The sequence below is a fragment of the Halobellus inordinatus genome (genome assembly GCF_024464655.1).
Lineage (GTDB): Archaea > Halobacteriota > Halobacteria > Halobacteriales > Haloferacaceae > Haloquadratum > Haloquadratum inordinatus.
In genome coordinates, this window is the sequence record NZ_JANHAV010000001.1 from 665727 (window position 1) to 687827 (window position 22101).

20 protein-coding genes and 1 pseudogene are annotated in these 22101 nt (G+C 57.6%); 13 read left to right on the top strand and 8 right to left on the bottom strand.

Annotated elements, in window-relative coordinates; all coding sequences use genetic code 11:
• Nucleotides 1-49 precede the first annotated feature (49 nt).
• Together NO347_RS03420 and NO347_RS03425 are read right to left on the bottom strand one after the other, a co-directional pair.
• Nucleotides 50-652 (bottom strand): YIP1 family protein, encoded by a 603-nt coding sequence (locus NO347_RS03420; RefSeq protein ID WP_256288264.1) that lies wholly within the window; start codon nt 650-652, stop codon nt 50-52.
• An 18-nt stretch (nt 653-670) separates the two neighbouring features.
• On the bottom strand, nt 671-1258 hold the full coding sequence (locus NO347_RS03425; protein ID WP_256288265.1) for a thymidine kinase: 588 nt from the start codon (nt 1256-1258) through the stop codon (nt 671-673).
• 116 nt (nt 1259-1374) lie between these two features.
• Here NO347_RS03425 and NO347_RS03430 point away from each other — a divergent pair, with 116 nt between their 5' ends.
• The 4 genes from NO347_RS03430 to NO347_RS03445 all read left to right on the top strand — a co-directional run bounded on the left by NO347_RS03430 (nt 1375) and on the right by NO347_RS03445 (nt 5523).
• On the top strand, nt 1375-1716 hold the full coding sequence (locus NO347_RS03430) for a DsrE family protein (protein WP_121568339.1): 342 nt from the start codon (nt 1375-1377) through the stop codon (nt 1714-1716).
• A gap of 149 nt (nt 1717-1865) precedes the next feature.
• Nucleotides 1866-2291 (top strand): DUF2267 domain-containing protein, encoded by a 426-nt coding sequence (locus NO347_RS03435; RefSeq protein ID WP_256288266.1) that lies wholly within the window; start codon nt 1866-1868, stop codon nt 2289-2291.
• 158 nt (nt 2292-2449) lie between these two features.
• Nucleotides 2450-2752, top strand: coding sequence for an amphi-Trp domain-containing protein (locus NO347_RS03440; protein WP_256288267.1), 303 nt, complete (start codon nt 2450-2452; stop codon nt 2750-2752).
• 518 nt (nt 2753-3270) lie between these two features.
• Nucleotides 3271-5523 carry a methyl-accepting chemotaxis protein gene (locus NO347_RS03445; protein ID WP_256288268.1) on the top strand — a complete coding sequence of 751 codons (2253 nt, stop codon included), beginning with the start codon at nt 3271-3273 and terminating at the stop codon, nt 5521-5523.
• Nucleotides 5524-5741: 218 nt separating this feature from the next.
• Here the strand turns inward: NO347_RS03445 and NO347_RS03450 are convergent, their stop codons facing one another.
• On the bottom strand, nt 5742-7322 hold the full coding sequence (locus NO347_RS03450) for a long-chain-fatty-acid--CoA ligase (RefSeq protein ID WP_256288269.1): 1581 nt from the start codon (nt 7320-7322) through the stop codon (nt 5742-5744).
• A 145-nt stretch (nt 7323-7467) separates the two neighbouring features.
• Here NO347_RS03450 and NO347_RS03455 point away from each other — a divergent pair, with 145 nt between their 5' ends.
• The 3 genes from NO347_RS03455 (at nt 7468) to NO347_RS03470 (ending at nt 10029) form a co-directional block, all read left to right on the top strand.
• Nucleotides 7468-8634, top strand: a complete 1167-nt coding sequence (locus NO347_RS03455) for a thiolase C-terminal domain-containing protein (RefSeq protein ID WP_256288270.1) — start codon at nt 7468-7470, stop codon at nt 8632-8634.
• Between the two features lie 20 nt (nt 8635-8654).
• Nucleotides 8655-9125 (top strand): Zn-ribbon domain-containing OB-fold protein, encoded by a 471-nt coding sequence (locus NO347_RS03460; protein WP_256288271.1) that lies wholly within the window; start codon nt 8655-8657, stop codon nt 9123-9125.
• Between the two features lie 646 nt (nt 9126-9771).
• Nucleotides 9772-10029: a hypothetical protein gene (locus NO347_RS03470; protein WP_256288425.1), complete on the top strand. Its 258-nt coding sequence runs from the start codon at nt 9772-9774 to the stop codon at nt 10027-10029.
• 182 nt (nt 10030-10211) lie between these two features.
• On the opposite strand, the gene NO347_RS03475 is transcribed toward NO347_RS03470, so the two are convergent.
• Nucleotides 10212-10676 (bottom strand): hypothetical protein, encoded by a 465-nt coding sequence (locus NO347_RS03475; RefSeq protein ID WP_256288272.1) that lies wholly within the window; start codon nt 10674-10676, stop codon nt 10212-10214.
• Between the two features lie 118 nt (nt 10677-10794).
• A complete protein-coding gene (locus tag NO347_RS03480; protein ID WP_256288273.1) occupies nt 10795-11451 on the bottom strand; it encodes a hypothetical protein in 657 nt (218 codons plus the stop codon).
• Nucleotides 11452-11755: 304 nt separating this feature from the next.
• Between NO347_RS03480 and NO347_RS17335 the strand changes: the two are divergent.
• From NO347_RS17335 to NO347_RS03500, 5 genes and pseudogenes are all read left to right on the top strand, one after another.
• Nucleotides 11756-11902: pseudogene (locus NO347_RS17335) on the top strand (hypothetical protein); the annotation flags it as partial.
• Between the two features lie 211 nt (nt 11903-12113).
• Nucleotides 12114-13127, top strand: a complete 1014-nt coding sequence (locus tag NO347_RS03485; protein ID WP_256288274.1) for a tyrosine-type recombinase/integrase — start codon at nt 12114-12116, stop codon at nt 13125-13127.
• A gap of 310 nt (nt 13128-13437) precedes the next feature.
• The gene (locus NO347_RS03490; RefSeq protein ID WP_256288275.1) at nt 13438-16227 is read left to right on the top strand and encodes a hypothetical protein; all 2790 of its coding nucleotides are present in this window, start codon (nt 13438-13440) and stop codon (nt 16225-16227) included.
• On the top strand, nt 16220-17842 hold the full coding sequence (locus NO347_RS03495) for a DEAD/DEAH box helicase (RefSeq protein ID WP_256288276.1): 1623 nt from the start codon (nt 16220-16222) through the stop codon (nt 17840-17842). The genes NO347_RS03490 and NO347_RS03495 overlap by 8 nt, the downstream gene beginning before the upstream one ends.
• Nucleotides 17832-18515 carry a DNA methyltransferase gene (locus NO347_RS03500; RefSeq protein ID WP_256288277.1) on the top strand — a complete coding sequence of 228 codons (684 nt, stop codon included), beginning with the start codon at nt 17832-17834 and terminating at the stop codon, nt 18513-18515. The genes NO347_RS03495 and NO347_RS03500 overlap by 11 nt, the downstream gene beginning before the upstream one ends.
• Before the next feature lie 126 nt (nt 18516-18641).
• Here NO347_RS03500 and NO347_RS03505 read toward each other — a convergent pair whose 3' ends face one another.
• Together NO347_RS03505 and NO347_RS03510 are read right to left on the bottom strand one after the other, a co-directional pair.
• Nucleotides 18642-18857, bottom strand: a complete 216-nt coding sequence (locus NO347_RS03505) for a hypothetical protein (RefSeq protein ID WP_256288278.1) — start codon at nt 18855-18857, stop codon at nt 18642-18644.
• 123 nt (nt 18858-18980) lie between these two features.
• Nucleotides 18981-19691, bottom strand: coding sequence for a winged helix-turn-helix domain-containing protein (locus tag NO347_RS03510; protein WP_256288279.1), 711 nt, complete (start codon nt 19689-19691; stop codon nt 18981-18983).
• A gap of 62 nt (nt 19692-19753) precedes the next feature.
• Between NO347_RS03510 and NO347_RS03515 the strand changes: the two genes are divergently transcribed.
• Nucleotides 19754-20431 carry a hypothetical protein gene (locus tag NO347_RS03515; RefSeq protein ID WP_256288280.1) on the top strand — a complete coding sequence of 226 codons (678 nt, stop codon included), beginning with the start codon at nt 19754-19756 and terminating at the stop codon, nt 20429-20431.
• Nucleotides 20432-20578: 147 nt separating this feature from the next.
• On the opposite strand, the gene NO347_RS03520 is transcribed toward NO347_RS03515, so the two are convergent.
• Nucleotides 20579-21760: a site-specific integrase gene (locus NO347_RS03520; RefSeq protein WP_256288281.1), complete on the bottom strand. Its 1182-nt coding sequence runs from the start codon at nt 21758-21760 to the stop codon at nt 20579-20581.
• Nucleotides 21761-22101 lie beyond the last annotated feature (341 nt).

Below are 22101 nucleotides of genomic sequence, written 5' to 3' on the forward strand. Positions count from 1 at the left end.
CTCGCCGGACGATGCGGAGAGGATCTCTGAACGGGGACGACACTCCCTCTCAGATGATCCCCGCGAGCCGGAGGACGGCCATCGCGGCGTCGACGCCGCCGAACGCGGACCCGAAGAGCAGCGTCGCCGGAACGGCGCCCGCGATCACGGCACGTCCCGTGGTCGTCCCGTGGACCTCTCGGAGCCCCACGACGAGCAACGCGGCCGCATAGAGCGTGCAGACCAGCCGGAGCGGGGCAGACGGGATCCCGACGAAAATGCAGGGCGCTGCGGCGTAGGCGATCACCTGTACCGTCTCGCTGACCCCGCCGCGGTCACGCACGGCGATCATCAGGATGATCGTCTGGAGCGCCGCCGTCAGGTGGAGGGTCGCGGGCGCGATCACGAGCGCGACGGCCGTCAGCGCGATGAGCGCCGAGACCGCCGGTCCGCCGGCGAGCGCCGGGATTCGTTCGGGCGCGAACGAGAAGAGGCCGATCGTATACGCCACGGCGACTGCGACGCCGAAGACGAGTCCGGGCGCTTGATCGCCGGGGGCGACGCCGTTTCGGAAGAACTGCTGCGGTCGAACGAGTACTTCGATCCACGCCCGCGCGACCCCGCGCGGCCCGCGCTCGCGCCCACCACTCGGATTCTCTACCCAGGTCGTCACGGTCGTCTCTACGTTCTATTAGTCGCGGCGGAGGGTATGACAGTTCCGGCACCGCGCCTCGTAGGACTCTTCGGCCCCGACGACGATCGTCGGGTCGTCGACGTGTGCCGGTTCGCCGCCGACGAGCCGCTGATTGCGGGTCGCTGGTTCGCCGCACTGCGAACAGATCGCCTGCAGCTTGTCGACGTACTCGGCGACGGCCATCAACTGCGGGAGCGGTTCGAAGGGCTCGCCGCGGTACGTCTGGTCGATGCCGGAGACGAGCACGCGCCGGCCGTCGTCGGCGAGGCGCTGACAGACCGCGACGAGTTCCGGGCCGAAGAAGTTGGCCTCGTCGACCGCGACGACGTCTTCCCCGTTCAGTTGGTCTCGGATCTCCCAGACCCCGTCGCCCTCGCTGGGCACGACCGAGGCTTCCCACTGGCGACCGACGTGTGAGCCGACGGTCGTCTCGCCGTAGCGGTCGTCGACGGCGGGCTTGAACACCGCGATCTCCTGGCCCGCGATCTCCGCGCGGCGGAGTCGACGGAGGACCTCCTCGGTCTTTCCCGAGAACATCGAGCCCGTGACGACCTCGATCCACCCGCTGTTCGTGATGGCGTGCATACCACGTTCGAGCGCGGTCGAGTGGCAAAACGGTTGTTCATTCGGGGCGTCCCGGGGGGTCGCGATGGCGTCGGCAGACACCAATCTTCTAAACGGTGTCCGGTGTACGCACCTGTATGCAGGTCGTATTCCACGTCTCCAGCGGCGACGTCGACGACTGGAAACACGCGGTTCAGAACGTCCGCAACCTCCTCGAAGACGAGACTGCAGACGTCGACGACGCGGTCTTGCTCGCGAACGGCGGAGCGATCTGGCTGTTCGAGGCCGGTGCGCCGCTCTCGGAGAAGATTCGCGGACTGGGAAGCACGGGCGTCCGGTGTGTCGGCTGTCGGAACTCCGTTCGCGGCCACGACATCGCCAAGTCCGATCTCCTCTCGAACGTCGAACTCGTGCCGTCGGGGGTCGGCGAACTCACACGTCTCCAGAGCGACGGCTACGCGTATCTGAAAGTCCCCTGACTGCCGTATCGGACAGTGCGACGTCCGGTTCGATCCTCGCTGTCGACGCCACCGAGAGAGGTCGACGACACCCGCAGCGTTCACAAGCGAATGGTAACTACGCGAGCAATTATGAGACGATCTCACATACTCTGAGGCGGGCGATTCCTATGAACTTCGACGAATTCACCGGCGAAGTGCAGCACCGACTCGAACTCCCCGGGACGGGCGAAGCAGTGCGGGCGATCCGGGCGACGTTGACGACGCTCGGACAGCGGATCCCCGAAGGGAACGCCGAGGACCTCGCCGCCTCGCTCCCGATGGAGATCAAGTGGTACTTGACGGGCGCAGTCCACGAGCACGGCCAGCGGTTCGACTGGACGGAGTTCGTCGGCCGGGTCAGCGAGGTTGAGGGGATCGAGCGCTCCGACGCCGCGTACCACGCCCAGGTCATCATCGACCTCGTGAGCACGCTCGTGCCAGACTCGGACGTACAACAACTCCGGAATCAACTGCCCGAGGCCGAGGACGACGAGAACTGGCGAAAACTCTTCGCGGTCCTCGACGCCGGGGGCTGGCAGGAGCAGGAGGCTTGACCCCGAGTGGTGGCGTCTGCTGTGATCGATCCTCGTAGGTACACCGGCGCGCAAAGCGTTCGTTCGCTGGCGTTCGAGCGGTGATTCGGTACGCCGAGCGTTCTTACGGCCTGGGAAAACTCCCATCATTCATCATCGTGTCACCTGTTTATACAGCTATGTCCGAAATCGAAACCGAATCCGAGAAGACACGCGCTGAAGTCGCGGCGTACCTCCGAGACCTGGCAGATCAACTCGAAGGGGGCAGCGAGTTCACGCTCGAACTGGGTGGTCGACAGATGCAGGTGGATCCGACTGATTCGGTGACGTTCAAACTGGAGGGCGAATCCGACCCCGCAGAAAGCGGCACAGAATCGAAAGAGAGCATCGAATTCGAGTTGGTCTGGTGGCGCGAAGCCCACTCGGACGAAGTAGAGGCCCAACAGCAGCAGGAAACCGGTGACTCTGCAGGAAGCGAGTGACTCCGAAAAGGGAGATACCACTTCATAGAGGGTATATTGTCGACGCCGAGTAACCGATTTCACTAGGTATCTGATACGTACGGTCACGGATCTCTCGTCTCTCGCAGGAAGATGGTGACCGCAAGACGAGGAGAGGGACAGATTCTCAGCGACACCACGTCGTTACTATCGCATCAAGAAGTCCTCTACCAATAACTATAATATGAATATACTTAAAATATATGTGATATGTATGATGTATTAGTTTCCATAACCTCACCTCGTCTACGACAAAGATAATAAAAATAGTATTTAAATTGTCGTACGAAATATATGAAATTGAGCCGCAAAAAGGGCATTTCCAGCCGGTTGCGTCATACTTGATAGCCGTACATTCCAGAAATAATAGGTCAATTTTGAATCCGTCCTAGCCGCAGCAATATAGACGAAAATAGCCCTCAGTTCGCCTAATGATACGATATCAGAACGTATAATTTGGACAGAATAAATTAGTCAGCCAACTGTTCAGGGCAACGTAGATGCTGGACTCGCTCGTCCCGAAGCCGGTTCGAAAGAGTATCCTCAGAAAGTTTTTTCTTCTGACAATTGTACTCGCGTTGCTCGTCAGTGGCGTGGGATTCTACGCCGAACACCGAGTCGCGGGACTCGTCGAAGAGTCCGTCGAGTCCCAGTTGACGATGCAAGCCGAGCAACAGGCCTACGAGACGGAGCAGTGGCTCGCGACGTACGAGCAATCAGCGCAGATGATCTCCCAGCGTGGCCTCATCAACGAGGGGGGAACAGCCCAGGGCGTCATCACGAGCGACCTCCACTCACTTCCGGAAGACGCTCGTGCCATCCACGTCGTCGACTTGCCCAGCAGTCGGTACGTCGCGAGCACCAACGTTTCGAGCAGGAACAGGGCGTTCGAACAGGACCGATACACCTGGGTCGAGGGGTCGAGAGACACTGAAAAGCTCGCATTCAACGACTGGACGGAAGTCGCGGTGTCCGAAGTGTACGAGCGGAACGGCGAGACGCTGATCGCCTTCGCCACGCCGACACAGCAGATGACCACCGTCGTCATCGTCACCGTCGACGTTGAGAAGCGCTCGGCGATGTTCGAGACCGCCTCGAACTCGTCGTACGTGCAGATTGTGGATCAGGAAGGGACGGTCAAACTCTCCCAGCGGACGGACGCGATCGGGTCGACGTACGCCTACGGGGCCAGCGTGTCGCACCTCCAGCGGGGGTTGAACGGAACGACCGGTCTTACTGCGACCGACGACGGAACGATCGTCGCGTACGCTCCCGTCAACGGGACTAAGATGGCTGCGCTCGTCCAACAGCCCAAATCGGAGGCGTACGCGGTCACGCGGGCCGTTCATCGAAGTCTCGCCCTGATAACGGGAGTCTCGCTAGTTGGGTTCGCTTTCTTCGGACTCACCTTCGGTCGGTCGACGATCGGGTCGATGCGTCGCCTCCGTGACCGCGCGACGGAGCTGGCGAACGGCAACTTGGACGCGACGCTAGAGACGGACCGAACCGACGAGGTGGCGGCTGTCTACGACGCGTTCGATGAGATGCGCTCGGAACTTCGCGAGCGGATCGAACGCTCGGAGTCGCTCTCTGCATCCTTAGAGGCGAAAGCCGGCGAGTACGGAGACGTGATGGACCGCGCCGCCGATGGCGACCTCACCGTCCGTATGGACACAAACGCCGAAAACGAGGCGATGGCCGCGATCGGAGCGCAGTTCAACGAAATGATGGACGAGATGGAGGCGGCGATGCGTGAGATCCGGCGCTTCTCCGAGGCAGTCGACGACACGAGCCAGACGGTTACGAGCGGGGCGCAAGACATCGCTGCGTCGAGTCAGAACGTCAGCGAGGCCACCGGCGAGATCGCCGACGGCACCGCAGAACAACACGACCTCCTCGAAGATATCTCCGCGGAGATGGAAGATCTCTCTGCGAGCGTCGAGGAGGTCGCCGCACAGACCGACGAACTCGCGAGTCGGTCTGAATCCGCGGCCGCGGTCGGCGACGAGTCTCGCGACGCCGCCCTCGAAGCCCTCGATACGCTCGACGAGATGACCCACGTCGCCGACGAGACGAGAGAGACGGTGAAGGCCCTCGAATCCGAGGTCAAAGGGATCAACGAGGTTGTCTCGACGATCGACGAGATCGCCAATCAGACGAACATTCTCGCGCTCAATGCGTCGATCGAAGCCGCTCGCGCAGGGGGCGCCGGCGAGGGGTTCGCGGTCGTCGCCGACGAGATCAAATCGCTCGCTGCGGAGACGTCAGATCGAACTGAAGAGATCGCAGAGTCCATCGAGAGCGTCACCGTCGCGACGGCCGAAGCGGTCGACAACGTCGAGACGATGCAGACGCGCGTCGTCGGCGGCGCCGACACTATCGAGGACGCGATGGAAGACATCGAAGCGGTCGTCGACGACCTCGACGAAGTAAATTCCGGGGTTCAGACGATCGACGACACGACTGGACAGCAAGCGCATTCGACGCAGGAAGTGGCGGGCCTCTCTGATCAGGTGTCAAAGATCAGCCAGAAAACGAGCGAGCAAGCGAACGCGGCTGCAACGTCAGCAACCGAGCAAACCACTTCGATTGAGGGGATTCGCGAGGATATCGAGGGACTCTCGACACGCGCCGAGGAACTGACAGCACTGCTGGAATCCTTCGAGCTTTCCGGAGACACTGGGAATCCTGCGGCCGCAAATTCGTCTGAACCGGGAGAGCAGACAGAGGCTGCGATGGCCTCTGGTTCGTGACTGCGAACGAATCGATCGACAGCGCCGATTACCTATAGTAGCATTTGCAACTGATTGCGCACCCGATCACACGCTGTCGGGCGATCAGGGGCGTGAAGATTTGCAAATGCTACTATAGTCTACAACCGAACGAAATGGTCAGCGGAACAGCGTATTCTTCGAATGGATCCGTCCCGTCTTGGAAGTGAGAGCCGCCGGCAAGAACCGGAACGGACAGGTCACTCGACAGGGTTGCCGTGGGACTCCCGAAGTTCGACTTTACGGACCTTTCCCGTGGAGGTCTCGGGGAGTTCGTCGACGAACCCGACGACGGTCGGGCACTTGAAGTGTGCGAGGTTGTCGCGGGCGAACTCGATGACCTCCTCCCCGGTGAGGTCGGCACCGTCGGCGGGGACGACGATTGCTTTGGGCGTCTCGCCCCACTTCTCGTGGGGGACGCCGATCACGGCGACGCGTTCGATGTCGGGATGGTCGTAGAGGGCGTCCTCAACCTCGACGCTGGAGATGTTCTCGCCGCCGCTGATGATGACGTCCTTCTTGCGATCCTTGATCGAGATCATCTCGCGCTCGTCGACAGTGGCGAAGTCGCCGGTGTGGAACCACCCGTCGACCCGGCCAGAGAAGGCCTCGCGGGTCCGCTCGGGCTTGTTCCAGTAGCGATCCATAACCTGGTTGCCGCGGACGATAATCTCGCCCATCGTCTCGTCGTCGGTCGGCACGTCCTCGCCGGCCTCGTCGACGACGCGCAGCTCGGTCCCGAGCATAGCGTGGCCCTGGCGGGTCTTGATCGCGAAGCGGCCCTCGCTCTCGATCCGGCGCGGCGAGTTGCTCGTCGTGATCAGCGGGCCGGTTTCGGTCAGCCCGTAGACGTGCAAGATGTTCCAGCCGAGTTCGTCCTCGACGGTCCGGATTGTGGCCTCCGGCGGCGGGCTGGCCGCTGTCGCGATTCTGACTGGCTTGTCACCGGTCGCCGCGATGTCGTGGGTCTGATAGTGGTCGACCATCTGGTCGAGGACCGTCGGCGCGCCACAGAGGTAGGTCACGTCGTGGTCGTGGATACGTTCGAAGGCGTCCCCGCTGTCGAAGTGGCGCTGGCAGACGTGCGTACCGCCGACACCGGTGATGACGTAGGGATAGCCCCAGCCGTTGACGTGGAACATCGGGAGTGTCCAGAGGTAAGCGTCGTCGTCGCTGACCTCGGTGTGGTGGGTGGTGATCAGCGCGTGCCAGTGTTCGGTGCGGTGAGTCCGGACCACGCCCTTCGGGTCGCCGGTCGTCCCGCTCGTGTAGTTGATCGTCGCGGGGTCGTCCTCGGAGATGTCGGGGCGCTCGACTGCGCCGGGGTCGGCGCTCTCCAGAAGTGACTCGTAGTCGCGCCAGTCGCCGTCGACGCGGTCGGCCGGATTGGCGACGAACGCCGTGGCGGGGACCTGGCCGCGGATCGCTTCGACCTTCTCGGCGTACTCGTGATCAGCGATGATCGCCCGAGCGCCGCAGTCGTTGAGGATGTACTCGTAGTCCTCGGCGATGAGCCGGTAGTTGAGCGGGACCGAGATAGCCCCGAGGACGTTGATTGCGAACAGCGTCTCCAGAAACCAGTGTGTGTTTGGCGATAGCAGCGCCACGCGGTCGCCCTTCTCGATGCTGAGATCTGCGAGCGCCGCCGCTGCGCGGTCGACGCGTTCGCCGAACTCTGCGTAGGTGTACTCGGTGCCGTCGTGGGCGATCACGCCAACGACGTCGCCATAGATGTCGACCCCCCTGTCGAGGAAGTCGAGCGTCGTCATCGGTCGATTCACAGTATGCCAACGAGTGACAGAGGGACGTAAAGTTCTTTCTCCAGGCGGAGTCGAGTATGCGACCGCTCGATTGCGACGACCAGAGCCGAAGCCAGACGGCTTTGCGGCCAAACTATTAATATCAATAGTGGAGGAACCATAGGAGATGTCCACAGCTCATCTCATCGCGGTCGGTTCGTCTCCGCTGGGCAAGACAGATCTGCCCGGCCGCGACCTGTTCTCGAAAGCACTGGCCGAGGCGTTCGAAGGATTGCCCGATCCGGCCGATGTCGTCGACGGGCTGTACGTCGGCGCCCAGTCCGAGCGGTACGAGAACCAGATTATGCAGGGAACACTGATGGCCGAATGGGCCGGCCTGCGGAACGTCCCCGCAGAGCGCGTCGAAGCGTGTGCGGCCGCAGGTGCGCTCGCGCTCAAGAACGCAGTCCGGGATGTTCGGGCGGGCGTCCACGACGCAGTGTTGGCCTGTGGCGTCGAGAAAATGACCGCCGGCGGGACCGAAGGGGCCACGAACGCGCTCGGGGCCGCCTTCGAGCGTGCCTTAGAACAGCGGTCCGGGATCACCGCGCCCGCGACGTACGCCCTGCTCGCGCGGCGATACCTCCACGAAACCGACGCGACGGAACGAGACCTGGCTAAGATCGCCGTGAAGAACCACCAGAACGCGGTGGCCAACCCACGGGCGATGTTTCAGCAGGCAGTCGATATCGAGACTGCGATGGACGCTCCCGACGTCGCTCCCCCGCTGAAACTGTACGACTGTGCGCCCGTTACCGACGGTGCCGCAGCCGTCGTCGTCGCGAACGACGAGGTGGCGGCCGACCTGCAGAGCCGTCCCGACACGGTTCGCGTAGCCGGCGTTGGCTCGGCGGCCAACAACCTCGCCGTCGCCGAGCGCGACCTGACGTTCGTCGAGGGGGCGAACGTCGCTGCCTCGACCGCCTACGAGGACGCCGGCGTGGACGCCGCGGATATCGACGTCGCGGAGGTACACGACGCCTTCACTGTCTGCGAGGCACTGCTGGCCGAGGCCGCCGAGTTCGCCCCCAAGGGTCGCGGAATCGAGACCGTCGAGGATCCCGAGGACCGATCGGCGGGCTGGACCGACGTCCAGATCAACACCAGTGGCGGACTGAAGGCCCGTGGGCACCCGATTGGGGCGACCGGGCTGTTGCAGGCGGTCGAAGCCTACGAACAGCTCACCGGACGGGCCGGAGAGCGGCAAGTGGCCGACGCCGACACCGCGCTGCTCATCAACGAAGGTGGCGTCGCAGACGCCCATACTGTGGCTCACGTTCTGACTGCACAATGACCGAAGAGAGTGATTCACCGATGACAGACACCGACTCCACGACGACAGGACCGCTCGTACCGGAAGACATCACCGCCGACTCGCCGTTCACGCTCCCCGGCTTCTTCGCCGCGTTGGCTGAGGGCCGGTTGGTGGCTGCCCGCTGTACGGAGTGTGATACACACCTGCTGCCGCCTCGTCCCGCCTGTTACGGCTGTGGCAGCCGGGCAGTTACGCTCTCGGAACAGCCCCGGACCGGCGAGGTAATCTCGTACACGTCGGTCAACCGACCTCCGTCAGCGTTTGACCACTTGGCGCCGATCACCGTCGCGGTGGTCGAACTCGACTCTTCGGCTCGGCTGACAGGTCGTGTCGACGCTTCGCTCGAGGACGTCACCATCGGAGACCGCGTCGAACTCCAAGTCCGTGATCCCGAGACGGTCGATATCGATCCGGACTTCGGCCTGTCCTACGAGGAGGAGTGGCCGATCCACGTCTTCGAGCTGATCTGAATAGACAGAACCTTCGTGTCAAGTTTGGCATTTCCACCAGACGCCGAAGGCCTGGAGCCGCGATTCTGCTGTCGGTGGCTCCACGTTGCTGAACAGATTTGAGAATCTCCTGGAACCGGAGTCCAACTCGTTGGCGTGCCGCTTTGAGGAGGTGTGCGCCATCGACGAGGACCGTGGCCCGCGCGATCTGCTGTTTGTCGCGTCGATTCGAATCAGTCTTTCGTCTAGTGAGGCTTTCGACTGACCTCTCGATGGGGATCGCGACAGTGCCCGCTCGATGGTCGCCAGCACACGATCGCCCCTGCGTCTCCATGTCGGGTAGACAGACCACACGGAACGTCACCACGAGAAGAACCAGGACAGCGCGACACGATTCGAGAACGGGTTGCGGGACTATTCGTGGGTCGTCCACAATCAAGTGGAGTACCGTTTGAGGACGATGATGAGTCCCAGTTGCCAGAGGGCGAACGCCCCTGCGACCTGTGGCTCGGTGAAGAGCCCAAGTGGCAAGGCGTCCAGGATACCCACGAGGCCCAGCCCCGTTCCAACGAGTAGCGCGAGTAGTACGTGGCGTTTGGAGGGCCACTCCGTCCTGTCTGTCTCGTCGATGAGTCGGTAGAAGACCGGCGTCCGCTCGTTCGGTTCGATGCATTTCGACTTTGATGCTGCCGCTGGTGTCCTCGGTCGATCCGTCGTACTCGAGTGGATCTTCGAGGGGGATGCTCGTATCCACCTGCGGGTCCGTGAGGAACGGTCTCGCCTTCTCGGCGGACTCGACGTCGACCCCGTACAGCGTGACGAGTCCCTCGCCGCCGTCGATAATCGCCTCGAAAATGAGCCGCTCCTTGGTGACTGTCCACCTGTCGGAGTTGTATTCCGGATGGAGACCGACCTTCTCAACTGAGAAATCCTCCGGGAGTGGCTCGTCGAGATCGACTGCCACCTCGTCGTCGCGCCCGTTCATCAGCGTGAACACGACCACCGTGATGCCGCTCTCGGTCTCTCTGAGTTCTTTCCGAACGGTCACGCCGTTGACTGTCTTCTCCACTCGTTGCTCTTCGGTCTGCAGATCGGTCATTTTGATACTCATTGGGGATTCTCCGTTATGGTTTCGCGAATCGTTTCGTGAACGGCGTCGAGGTCGAAGCCCTCCGTGTCTGTGGCCCACCTCGACTGTACCGTCCCGGTCTGGTCCACGAGGCAGACCCACGTCGTCTCTCGCTCGCCTCTGTCTGCGATGCCACACGCTGCGGCGAGGTCCTGCTCGGCGTCGGTCAGATGCGGGACTACGCCGGCCAACTGATCGGGACCGGTATGGATCGACGCCTTCCCGTGATCGACGACGACGTACACGTTCACACTCGCGGTGAACTGGAACCACGTCAGGTTCCAGAGCGGGTGCGTTGGGTCAAGCTCGTTGACGCCGACCGAAGTGGGTGGAAACGCCAGTAGGGACGACGACTCGTCGTCGCAGAGACGATACACACTCACCGTACTTCCCCCCATACCCGGGAGCGTCACGTCTGTCATCGGCTTCCCGGATTCGCTCATCGCCGTGACCTCCCGCGTTGGCGAGCGTCGGCCGGTCGAATGGGTGTTGAACGCAGCACGTCCGCGCGCTCAGCGAGTGTCGAACGCAGCACGTCCGCTCGCCGAGTGGGTGTCGAAATCATAATCGTCCTCCCCCCGGGCCGTTCGCACCCGTGTTGGCCTTGCCGCCGACGCCTGCGCCGGCCTTTTTGTTCTCAACCGTGACGGCGAACGAATTCGTGCTCGTCGTCGTTACGTCGTCACCGTTCGGTCCTGCATCTTCGACAACTGCGGTCACGCGGATCTGCACGTCGGTCGACCCCGAGTTGCCGTCAGTCGCCCTGAAATCGCTCGGCTTCATCGAGGTCTCTTGCAGCAGTCTCGCCTCGCTGAAGTCGTAGCTGACTTCACCACTGAGTCCGGTCGCGCTGTGGGTCTTCGAGCTGATCTCCTTCCAGTCGGATGCCGAACCCCCCTTGACCTCGACGGTTACCGTGACCCCCGAGGGTTCCTGTTCGAGCCCGGAGTAGCTCACGGTCCCATTCGGTGCCACCGTCAGTTCATTCAGCTTACCGTTGGCCGTCGTAGCCGACACATCGTTCGCGGTGAATGAGGTGCTCGCGCTCGCTGGGGCCGACATAAATAACATCCCCACACTGCCGAACACCACCCCGACGGCCACGAACGCAACCAACGCCAGGTGGCTGCGCTCCGAGCCACTGTTCGAGTCCGGGACGGACCGCCACTCGAACCCACCGGATGTGGTAATCTCGTTTCTGTTTGTCTTTTCTGGCATACACCTGGGTCAAGAAACGATAAGTGTTAGATAATTAACCGGCTTAGGACGGAAGTTACAGACCAGGACGACCGCTTCCTCCGCCACAGGAAACGCCCCGAACTCCACACGGATGATTGTAGAAAAACGCCCGACTACGCCGGGGTGAAAGAACAGTTAATCAGCTATTCATCCGCCATTACCGTGTGTATAACTCCCGCAGACATTATCTGGAAATGACGCGAATACCCACTCGGGACCGTGCCATCACGGCGGAGTGTGCGCGGCAACAGCGCGACGGGTACAGGACGTTTAATTCTCCCTCATCGGGGGAGATACGAGCACAAAATGGCAGCGAAGGCCACCCATCAAGAGGGTCGTCAAGTACCACGGGATGCGAGACGAGGAGCCCCGCCTCCCGTACCACGACAGCGTCAGCGTCTATACGGCTCCGGCTCACACGAAGACGACGGGGTGTGTTCTTCGTAGTGCTTGTTGAGTACTCCAAGTGACGTACTCGCCTCTCTTGGTTTCGAAGAGCGTTGCCAGAGGATGGGCGCTGCAGGCCTTGGTCACGCGGCGTGACAACCCTTCCTTTTGGCGATTTCGAGCGTTGTAGCCGTTGGTTCGGAACGTGCAGTAGCCGGGACTCATGGGGTTCGCTTGACCGGAGAAGACCAACCATGAGTCTCGAACCAATCGACGCAGAAACCGCGCTCGAACTGTACCTCGCTGACAGAGGAAACGAATTATCGGAGGCCTCGCTGAAGGGCCACAAGTACCGACTCGGTCACTTCGTCCGCTGGTGTGACGAGGTAGAAGAGATACAGAACCTCAACACCCTTAGCGGCCGCCAGCTGCACAAGTACCGGCTCTGGCGGCGCGAGGATGGCGACCTGAACAAAGTCAGTGAGAAGACCCAGATGGATACCCTTCGCGTGTTCATCCGGTGGCTAGAGTCCATCGACGGCGTAGAACAGGACCTAAGTCAGAAGGTGCTGTCTCCAGCGATCACTCCTGATGAGAACTCTCGGGACGTAATGTTGGACAGTGACAGTGCTTCGAAGGTGCTCGCGCATCTGGAGAAGTACGAATACGCGAGCATCCAGCACGTCTCGATTGCTCTGATGTGGCACACGATGATGCGCGTCGGCGGTGTTCACGCACTAGACGTTGACGACTACGCCTCAGACGAGCAGTGCATCAAGGTCCGTCATCGACCGGACACCGGCACCCCGATCAAAAACCAGGGAGAGGGTGAACGGATGGTCGCGCTGTCAGACCAAGTCTGTGACCTCCTCGATGACTGGCTCGAAACCAAGCGACCGTCAGTCACCGACGAGTACGGACGAGAACCGTTGCTGGCCTCGCGGGAAGGACGGACCAATAAGACGACGCTGCGCGCCTACGTGTACCGCTGGACACGTCCGTGTGTCTATAGCACCGAGTGTCCCCACGACCGCGGCCTCGGTGAATGTTCAGCAGTAGAGCGGGACACTGCCTACCGATGTCCGTCGAGCGTGAGCCCACACGCCATTCGTCGAGGAAGCATAACCCACAGCCTGAACAGCGATATGCCGGACAAGGTCGTCAGCGACCGTGCAAATGTAAGTCAACGCGTGATCGAGCAGCACTACGACCGACGTACTGAACGTGAAAAGATGGAGCAACGAAGGGAATATCTGGATGATCTCTAGACAGGCTTCCTGGTAAACACAGTAGAATAGTGGGCGAATTTTCTCATTTGTATAGGCTAGATCAACTGCATTCTAAAAGAACCCACTATTGGATAGCCGCCCCTTGATCTACGAAGGTTCAGATCTCCTCCAGTGACCTGACCCCGATGATCGTTCTGCATCAGCTAATTAGTCCGTATCTGCGTCTTTTCAAGCGATATCCGAAAGGTGAGAATCAAGGAAATGATAGCAGTCATTTAGGAGAGTGTAGTTACGGACCACGTTCAGGTTACAGCGAGGGTTTAAGTCGTAATCATTTGAAACGAAATCCGTGATTGATCGTTCCCGGAATCCGATAACCGCGTCAAGCATTAGTCTCTATATCGGTTTCGAGGAGTGCGCTAATTATCTTGTAAAGAGTATGGGGCCAGTCGAGGGGAAGGAGGAGGAATTGAGCGTCCTCCTATCGGAACACGGCGAGCGGTTCGAACAGGAAATCCTCTCACAACTCAAGTCGAATGCTGTCGCATTCATCGACGCCGAAAAGAAGGGCGAATGGGAGCTCCCCGATGACTTCTCTGATTCCTTGAATACAATCCGTGAGAAGATCGATCAGGCTGCCACGACTGCACTTGAAGAAGACGGGATGGTTCTCGTATACCAAGCACCACTCCGCCGCCGTATCGGTGCTTGGCCCGTTACAGGGAACTCCGATCTCATTGCCTTCTGGCCCGAAGGCGACGGGCTACACGCCTATGTAGTTGAGATTAAGAGTTCGAAAGACACCCAGCCACACCACGAGGTTCAGGCCGCAGTCTACTCGTTGATGCTGCGTGACTATCTCTCTATTAGTGGCTTCGATGCGAACGTCGAAGCCGGGATCGTTCACCGCGATTCGGATGCCCTCGACGCAACTAATCCAAGCACATTCCCTAGCATCAACGATCTGGGGGTAGTTGAGGGTGACGTCAATCGCCTGTTGAGGGAGGGTGGGCGAATGGATGAATTAGCTGACGCTGACGATGTCCGCTATCGGTTATCGGGCAAATGTAACTATTGCCTGTATAACGAGGATTGTTTCAAGCAAGCGGTTGGTGACCTTGATCTCGCCTTGTTAGGCCTTACAGAGGGCGAACAGCGAGTCCTCGAAGAGCATAGCATTGAAACCGTTGACGAACTCGCGTCGTTGAAACGCGCACCTCAAAACCCGAAACCATGGGAGTACCGAGAGTTGGACTCACTTCGTGAGGCAAAAGTGCAGGATCTGATGAATGAGCCGATTATCGGTGATGGACTTGACGATATGGTTCAAAACGCCCAGGGCGTACTTGGGGAACTCTACGAGGACCACCCACTTACCGAGTCGAAATCCTATCTTCGGACGCTGCAAGGAGCAGGAGATGGTACGCTACCGAAGGACCAACCGACTCAGAGCCAGTACGATAAGGGGGATATCGAGTACGAGCCGGGGGAGATGGTTCGGGTCTACCTGTATGTTAGGCAGGACTACATGCGTGATGCGGTTGGACTTGTAGCGGGCCGTGTCACGCGGACGAACTACGACGGCGACCCTGAGACCTTCTCCGAACTGTCAGAGTCACTTCCGGATGATGATGAGGAGAAACTTCGTGTAGAGCGTAAGTTACTGAAAACCACGTTCCGCAAGTTGTTCAAGGCAATTCAAACGGTTGCCGATGGGCGAGACGAAGTCCCGATTCACCTCTATTTCTACACGCGAAGTGAGCGTGACTGGCTTGTGGAGGGGATTAAACGGCATATGCAGCGGTGGGATTCAGAAAGTCTCGGCGCGGTTCGTGATCTCCTCGGCCTCAGGCAAGCCATAGACCAGCCTATGGTCGGCATCCTACAGGACGAACTGCGAGAGCGATACGAGTTAAAATTCACGTCCACAGGGCTGCTACCAGTTCTTGAGGGAGCGTACTTCCACAACTGCACGTGTGGATGTGACGGTGGATTCACCAGATGGGAATGGAAGATTGAGCGCGAAGATAAGCCCGATATCGACCTATACAATACGTTCAAACCGAACTTCTTCAATTTCCGCCTGCCGTTTAAGGAAACTGACGAGGGGTTCACGTTCCAATCGGTGCAGGATGAAGATGGCTGGTATCCAGTCCGCGCTCGATTCGACTCTCAATTCCCCTTGGAGTATATCTGGGCTGCGCAGGGGAAACTCGACCTCGACTGGGCTGGCGGTGATAAGCAAATCAACGAGATCCAGCAGTATCGCTGGCACGACGCAGACAAGCAAGATCGACGTATTACCCCGGACGACGTTGAATTACTGGGAGAAGAACTGTGTCGGGCGATAGAGCACGTTGAGCGCGCGCTCGGTTACAACAATGAACAGTACCACAACGCGTATCTCGGTAAAAAGCCTATTCCGCTACCCGAGTTGCCGTCGTTCACCCTAGGTGAGAGCGACCTGCGACAGGCATCGCAAGACTACATCGACCTAGAACACTTCTCACAGCGCCAAGAAGAGCTCAGACACTACGCAAAGTCACCGAGAGAAAGAGTCCGGACGGGCCGAACCGCAATAGTCCGTGTGAAACGGACTGAGCAGGTGGGAGAGAAGGAACAGATGCTGTATGGGGAGTTGGTTTACGACAGGCGAGAGTTCGCTAATCCAAGTGAGATTGCGAATTCGTGCCGTCTCAAGGGCTCGGAAGGGACGACATCGGGCAGCCGTCTGATAGCGAACCATGTTGAATGGAATGGTGAAAAGTATATGCACGAGGACAATAAGACGCCGCAGACTATCGAACAGGGTGTCCCCGTCGAGGTTGTGGATATCGATATTCCGGACCGGGAAATACAGATCCACTTGAGCGAATTTGCGCACGGGTTCCATCCCGGCAGTAACCAGTATACGGATTACGACTACGTCCGAGAACACCGAGCGTGGCACGAAGACAAACACAAAGCCGGCGAAAGGCCCTATCTCGTCCACTTCGCGCCCGATGACGTAATAATTCTCGATCCGCAGACCGACGAATGGACTGCTGAAAGCGGTCAAACAGTGTACAACAGCATCGAAGAGAAGGAAGTGCCGATCTACGAGTCGATGGAGCAGTTGATGGAGGGTAGTTATGAGTAGCCCCGCTGAGATTGAATTATTCAACCGAAGGAAAGCGAACGAATTCCTCTCGTGGATTGACGAGGAGACCCAATTAGATTCACCGAACGAGAAACAACGTCAGTTCATTCAGCGGTACGCAGAGCGATTTGCAGTACTTCAAGGCCCACCGGGTACTGGGAAGACGGTCACCCTCTCCTATGGTCTGCTAGCTCGCGCCTTCGCTAGGCTCGACGACAATGAAGACTTCCGCGGACTCGTCGTTGCCCCCTCCAATCGCGCAACGAACGCCCTTTTAGAGAAAACGGACGCGTTACTCCAGCAATGGAGGGCGAGTGGCCCACGGACGGACGACGACCCTCTAGATGATCTACAACTCGTCCGGGCAGTTAGCCGCGACGTTGATGTCCGTGAAGACCGCTACGACGAATCCCGGTTCGTAAACTACCATACGGACGAGGAAGCAATTTCGGAAATCAAGCGGGACCTGACGAGTGGGCAGAGCAGTCTCGATGCGTTCGGTGCTGGTGGAAGTACGAACTCAGGGATTCTGGTGTGCTCAACTCCTTCGGGAGGTTACAAGCTTGTTGAGAAGATCTATGACGACGGGACTGAACCCCACTTCGAATTATTAGCTGCTGACGAAGCGTCGATGATGCCGGTCCCAGATCTGTTAGTCCCGGGGGCCTCAACAACAAAGGGTGCACAGATCCTGATATCGGGCGATCACCGGCAGATGCCCCCGGTTCAACAGCACGACTGGGACCGGGAGGACAGGCGGATTGTTGAGGAGATCGCGCCGTTCCTGTCCACGATGGACTTTTTCCGGCTCTTCAGCGAAGATGACAACTTCAGCGGTGGTGAGAATCTGGAACTCGTGGATGTCCCAACTGGACAATTCGTCCCTATTGACCGTCTCGAAATTACGTACCGGTGTCATACTGTTGTCGCCGAGTTCCTCCGCCGACTCATCTACAGCGACGATGGCATCCGGTACCGCTCTGGGCTCAATCATCAGCTAGATGTCAAAGGGTCGCACCGGCCGGGAGTTCGCCGTGCAATGCACCCACGTTATCCCCTGGTGTTAATCGTCCATGACGAGCAGGAGAGCCAACAGTCAAACCCATTCGAGGCGGGTATCATTAGCAAACTCGTGGACGCCGCTGCAGACAAAGAATCGAAAGGTGTCGTGACGCCTCACAATGCACAGCGCGGCCGTCTCCGAACCAAACTCCGAGGGCGTGTCGATGATGACTCGGTAGACACGGTGGAGCGGTTCCAAGGTGGGGAGCGTGATCTCATCATCGTGTCAGCAACCGTTTCTGATCCGGACTATATCAGGCGTGAAGCAGAGTTCATTTTGAGTCCTGAACGCCTGAATGTGGCGATGAGTCGGATGAAAAAGAAGCTCGTACTGGTTGTCCCTCGTAGTCTGATTAATGTCATTCCCTCAGATAAAGAACAGTACAAGAGCGCGCGGAAGTGGAAGCGGATGTACGAAATCATCACTGAGGAAGCGAACAAAGAACCGTGGTCAGGGACGGTAAGCGAGATGATTGGCGAAGTGCCTGAGCGGTCAAGTGACGCAAGTTTAAATATATACACGGTAGCTAATTTAGCAACAGATGACGGATAGCGAAGAGAACGATGATCTAATCCTCTCTGCTTACAGAGCCGATAGTAGCGAACTCTTCCCCCGTATTCTCGATCTACATATTGAGGACGGCGCGCGCATCGCGGATGTTACACACGGCACAGGTGTCTTCTGGCAAGACATTGACCTCGAAAGCCGTGGTATGGAGCTGGTCACGTCCGATATCACACCGAAGACGGACGACCTTTCCATGATTGGCGATTGCTGCGCACTCCCCATTCAAGACAATAGTCTCGATTGTATGATCCTTGACCCACCATACGCTGAAGGGTACTATCGAAGGAACCGGGAACACATGGCTGGGAATGGGTCTCACAAGTCGTTCCGCGACACATATTCGGGAGGTCGAGCGTATGACGGCAGTGGGAAATACCACCAAGCAGTTCTTCAAACCTACTTTGAGGGGGGGCATGAAGCAAAGCGGGTGCTGAAACCGGATGGAACGCTGATTATCAAAATAATGGACGAGGTCTCGTCGAATAAGCAGGAACTTGCGCACATTCAAGTAACAAACTACTACGAAAGAGAATTGGATTTCTACACTCGTGACCTATTCGTTCAGATTCGGAAAGAGAAACCAACTGTCGTTGGGATGAACAAGCAAGTCCACGCTCGGAAGAATCACTCCTATTTCCTGGTATACGATATGCCGTAACCGTTTAACGCGGAACACAGTCTCTACGATAGAACGGACATGGGTGAAAATACACTAGTTCTTGGCATAGTGGAATCCACGGTATTCTAGGTACAAGTCACACCTTGATAGTGATGCTGACCTATTTTACTCTATATTGGCGACGTGTTCTTCGGGAGCATGATCCTCGATATAATTATCGAGTAAATTCCGCAGGTTCACAATGCTCTCCCAATCCATCATGATCTCCGACTCCAACCGATAGCCAACAGCGTTTGCCATTCCCTCGTCTTCTATCTCGATGTCAGTATCTTTTGAACTCCAAAAAGCCATCTGAACGATGTTTTGATCATCATCGTCCATTCGAAGGAGCGTCCCACGTGCAAATACACGTTGGAAATTTGGCTCATAGGATGTTAGAACTGGTGAATCCTCATCCGCAACGTGAATGTCCGTTCCGCTATGGTTCTCTTCTGACATAGTCACTTAGTAGGCCAGACTCGTCGTGTCTTGTCGATTCCAGTCGTTGTCTTTGTCCCAGCTGTCCTCCGATTGTTCACTCTCGAACGAGCCAGAGCTACTGACATCTACCCAGGCATCTGCGACGAGGATGTCGGCTTTGCTGGCTGCACCAGATGCTGGGGTTGCCTGTGTCGTCCCTTTGGAGGATGTGACATCTAAGTCATTGTCTCGTATTCGTGATTGGGCGGGGGCCGCAATCGACACGCCCTCTGGCGTTAACTGGATCGTCTCCTCGGTGAGCTCGATCCATCCAAACTCCGCCAATTCGTCGATGACCTCATCGTAGTGTTCGAGGACCTCTGAATGCTTCTCTACGTCCAAGGGTTCTGTGGGGCTCCCCTGGATATTTGCATGGGTATAGAGGTAGATGATGAGTTGCATGTCTTTCTGGTCACGGATGTCATGCAAGTTTTCCCCTAGCTGCTGTGGGACTACCCCGTCCTCGTCAATGGTGATTTTGGGACCAATCCGCCCGAGGGTTTCCAGCAATTGGACGTATTTCTGGGTAGTGGCCCACGAAAGGTCGGTTTTTTCCGCGAGCTCGTTGATAGAGATGGGGTCCCTCCGGGGGTAATTCAATGTCCAGGCCAGACGTTCTAGTGCTTCGGAGGGGTTTGTCCGACTCATTCTCATTACAATGAGAGGGGAGCGCAGGTCATAAATCTTGTCCATCATCTCAGAACTCCAAATACATGGGAACACGTGTTTTAAATAAGCAGTAACCATACGACTGAGGTGTGACGTGGGATGAGGAATCGGTTCTACAGGCTGCCGATACAGTGGGGTATGGAGGGGCCCTCTGGATTCTATATCTAGCCGAAGAGTCTGATGTGGGGATTGGAAAAACATCGAACTTTCACAGTGAGAAGGGGAGCGTGCGTTCATATGCGAAGTCAGAAGATTTAGACGATCCAGGCATTTCCGTTGTCAAAGATGGATTCCAGAATCTTTGTCGAAAGCCAGTAACGGACGCCAGTGGCAGAACCGACGTAATCAATAACGACGACAAAAATGCCGATCTACTCCGCTTGAGCAGACTAGGTATGACGCTGATGAAGACGGTGAATAGTGATGACAGGGTCCGAACTGCCCTCAAGGAATCAATAGGAATTGAAACAGGGGGCCTCCCAGATCCTTGGTGGCCTGGAGATGGGCCACGAGAAAATTATTCCGTCTATCTATACACTCATGCTGACCACTCGGTCCGAGAAGAGGAGGAAGTGGATATTAACGCATATGCTCGCTTTGAGTGTGCCTGTTGCGGAGAGGATGTTATAAACGAATTTCAATTAACTCTAGAAAATGGCGAGATCATCAATGAATGGGGCCGAAAGGTAACTACCCAATGTGAAGGGTGTGACACAGAGTTCGAACACTCTGTAGCCAACCCCCATCAAAAGCCGACGCCATTATAATATATTTGCGGAGGTGTGGGGATGTCAAATAGGCCATGGTGACCTCATTCTCACCTAAATGCGGGATATGGGAACAACGTCAAGTCCAGTTATTCAAATCTACCTGATCTGCTCATCACTACACTCAGACGCCGATAAGAGCCGCTGTCAGTTGTGATTGAACCCTGAGTTGGGGTCGTCGTCGGCATTCCGGAACTCGTCCTCGAAGCGTTCGCGTTCTTCACTGTCGTTCGGTTGGTCGTAGTGGAGCTTCTGAACGCGTGGCGATACGTCACACCGCTGGTCGATCCCGTCCGCCGAGACGCCTCTGTTCTTCTGGTCGGTAATGTATCCAGTTCGGATGTGATGTGGGGCTCGACTACTGGGACATTTGTAGGCGGAGTTGTTCTTCTGGGCTGCTTCGCAGTCCTCGGGATCCCGGTCGTGAGGACAGTCTAATCCGACCATGCACGGTCGAGTCCATTTGTAAGCGATCTTCTGTAATGTCGATGGGCTCATTCTCCCGTCACCTTTCGTGAGTAACGGTTCCCTCCCTTCTTCGTCCGTTACGGGAGGTCGCTGATCCTTGAGATAGTCCTGGATAATCTCTGGAACATCCCCGTAGAGAGTGATCTCTCGTTCGCTGCTCTCGTCGTTCTTGAGCGGTGTCGTCTCATCGGTTTCGTACTGGAGAACCCGCTCCTCATAGTCGAAATCAGGAACATCACGGCCAATCAATCCGGCTTTCCTCGGACCAGACTGACACATCAACTCCATCGAGACATGCTCTATATCGGCGTACTCATATTTCCGAAGGAAGTCCAGCGCCGCTTTCGCAATCTCAGGATCAAGCTTCTTCTCGTCGACACCCTCGCCGCCGGCATAGTCTATTTCAGGGATTTCGACACACTTCTCGAAGCGAACCGGAGCCATCCTATGTTCGATCAGATATTGAATGAACTCGCGGAAGAGGTACATATCATCCCTAAGCGTGGTGTCCGCCAACGGTTTGTCCCGAGACAGAGACTCGTACTTCCGCCATTTATTGTATCGCTCAACATCCTCGCTCGTGAGGTTGTCAGTCGAGTCGATATCTATCTCGTCTTCGAGGTATGTCTGGAGATAGTTCAGTTTCCGCCTGTACTGGCCTGTTGAACTCACCTCTTCCAGTTTCTTCTCCCGGAACTCATTCAAGACCTCATCCATCGGGCGCGACTTGCGTGAGAGCTCAGGAAATGAGTCCGCCATCTGATCAACGACAGTAGCGGCTATCTGTTCCAGAAAGTCCTCTGTTGGATCCTCAGAGAGGCGTTCTTTGATGAACTCTACGTCGTCGCGCCGGTCGGTCATCACCTACGCAAAATAACCACCCATTTAATGCACTTAGCCTTCGGCAGGTAATACAAGCAATATTTGCTACTAACTGGGGTGGTTCTCCTCTGTATTTCAACGTAGATTTACTCTCAATCGTAACGCTGTCTGGCGATTCCAAAGGATCCATTGACTGATGGCGCTACCGGAGGTGGTCAAGCGTAGAAATTTGCTACCAACAGGGCCATTATAAACGAAGTACGGCAGTTTCGGTGTGAGAATACTCGTCCAACATCGGTGCTGTATTTCGATTACCCACGATGCATCGCGCGGTGAGTAGAGCAATACTTGGCCAACCAGTATCTCGTTGATCAGTCGCC

What these genes read in the sequence shown, in the direction of transcription:
- NO347_RS03440 (WP_256288267.1), top strand. Translation starts at nt 2,450, where the DNA reads ATGTCCGAAATCGAAACCGAATCCGAGAAGACACGCGCTGAAGTCGCG.
- NO347_RS03470 (WP_256288425.1), top strand. Translation starts at nt 9,772, where the DNA reads ATGCATTTCGACTTTGATGCTGCCGCTGGTGTCCTCGGTCGATCCGTC.
- NO347_RS03495 (WP_256288276.1), top strand. Translation starts at nt 16,220, where the DNA reads ATGAGTAGCCCCGCTGAGATTGAATTATTCAACCGAAGGAAAGCGAAC.
- NO347_RS03425 (WP_256288265.1), bottom strand. Translation starts at nt 1,258, where the DNA reads ATGCACGCCATCACGAACAGCGGGTGGATCGAGGTCGTCACGGGCTCG.
- NO347_RS03475 (WP_256288272.1), bottom strand. Translation starts at nt 10,676, where the DNA reads ATGAGCGAATCCGGGAAGCCGATGACAGACGTGACGCTCCCGGGTATG.
- NO347_RS03480 (WP_256288273.1), bottom strand. Translation starts at nt 11,451, where the DNA reads ATGCCAGAAAAGACAAACAGAAACGAGATTACCACATCCGGTGGGTTC.
- NO347_RS03505 (WP_256288278.1), bottom strand. Translation starts at nt 18,857, where the DNA reads ATGGACGATGATGATCAAAACATCGTTCAGATGGCTTTTTGGAGTTCA.
- NO347_RS03485 (WP_256288274.1), top strand. Translation starts at nt 12,114, where the DNA reads ATGAGTCTCGAACCAATCGACGCAGAAACCGCGCTCGAACTGTACCTC.
- NO347_RS03435 (WP_256288266.1), top strand. Translation starts at nt 1,866, where the DNA reads ATGAACTTCGACGAATTCACCGGCGAAGTGCAGCACCGACTCGAACTC.
- NO347_RS03500 (WP_256288277.1), top strand. Translation starts at nt 17,832, where the DNA reads ATGACGGATAGCGAAGAGAACGATGATCTAATCCTCTCTGCTTACAGA.
- NO347_RS03455 (WP_256288270.1), top strand. Translation starts at nt 7,468, where the DNA reads ATGTCCACAGCTCATCTCATCGCGGTCGGTTCGTCTCCGCTGGGCAAG.
- NO347_RS03430 (WP_121568339.1), top strand. Translation starts at nt 1,375, where the DNA reads ATGCAGGTCGTATTCCACGTCTCCAGCGGCGACGTCGACGACTGGAAA.
- NO347_RS03460 (WP_256288271.1), top strand. Translation starts at nt 8,655, where the DNA reads ATGACAGACACCGACTCCACGACGACAGGACCGCTCGTACCGGAAGAC.
- NO347_RS03510 (WP_256288279.1), bottom strand. Translation starts at nt 19,691, where the DNA reads ATGATGGACAAGATTTATGACCTGCGCTCCCCTCTCATTGTAATGAGA.
- NO347_RS03445 (WP_256288268.1), top strand. Translation starts at nt 3,271, where the DNA reads ATGCTGGACTCGCTCGTCCCGAAGCCGGTTCGAAAGAGTATCCTCAGA.
- NO347_RS03520 (WP_256288281.1), bottom strand. Translation starts at nt 21,760, where the DNA reads ATGACCGACCGGCGCGACGACGTAGAGTTCATCAAAGAACGCCTCTCT.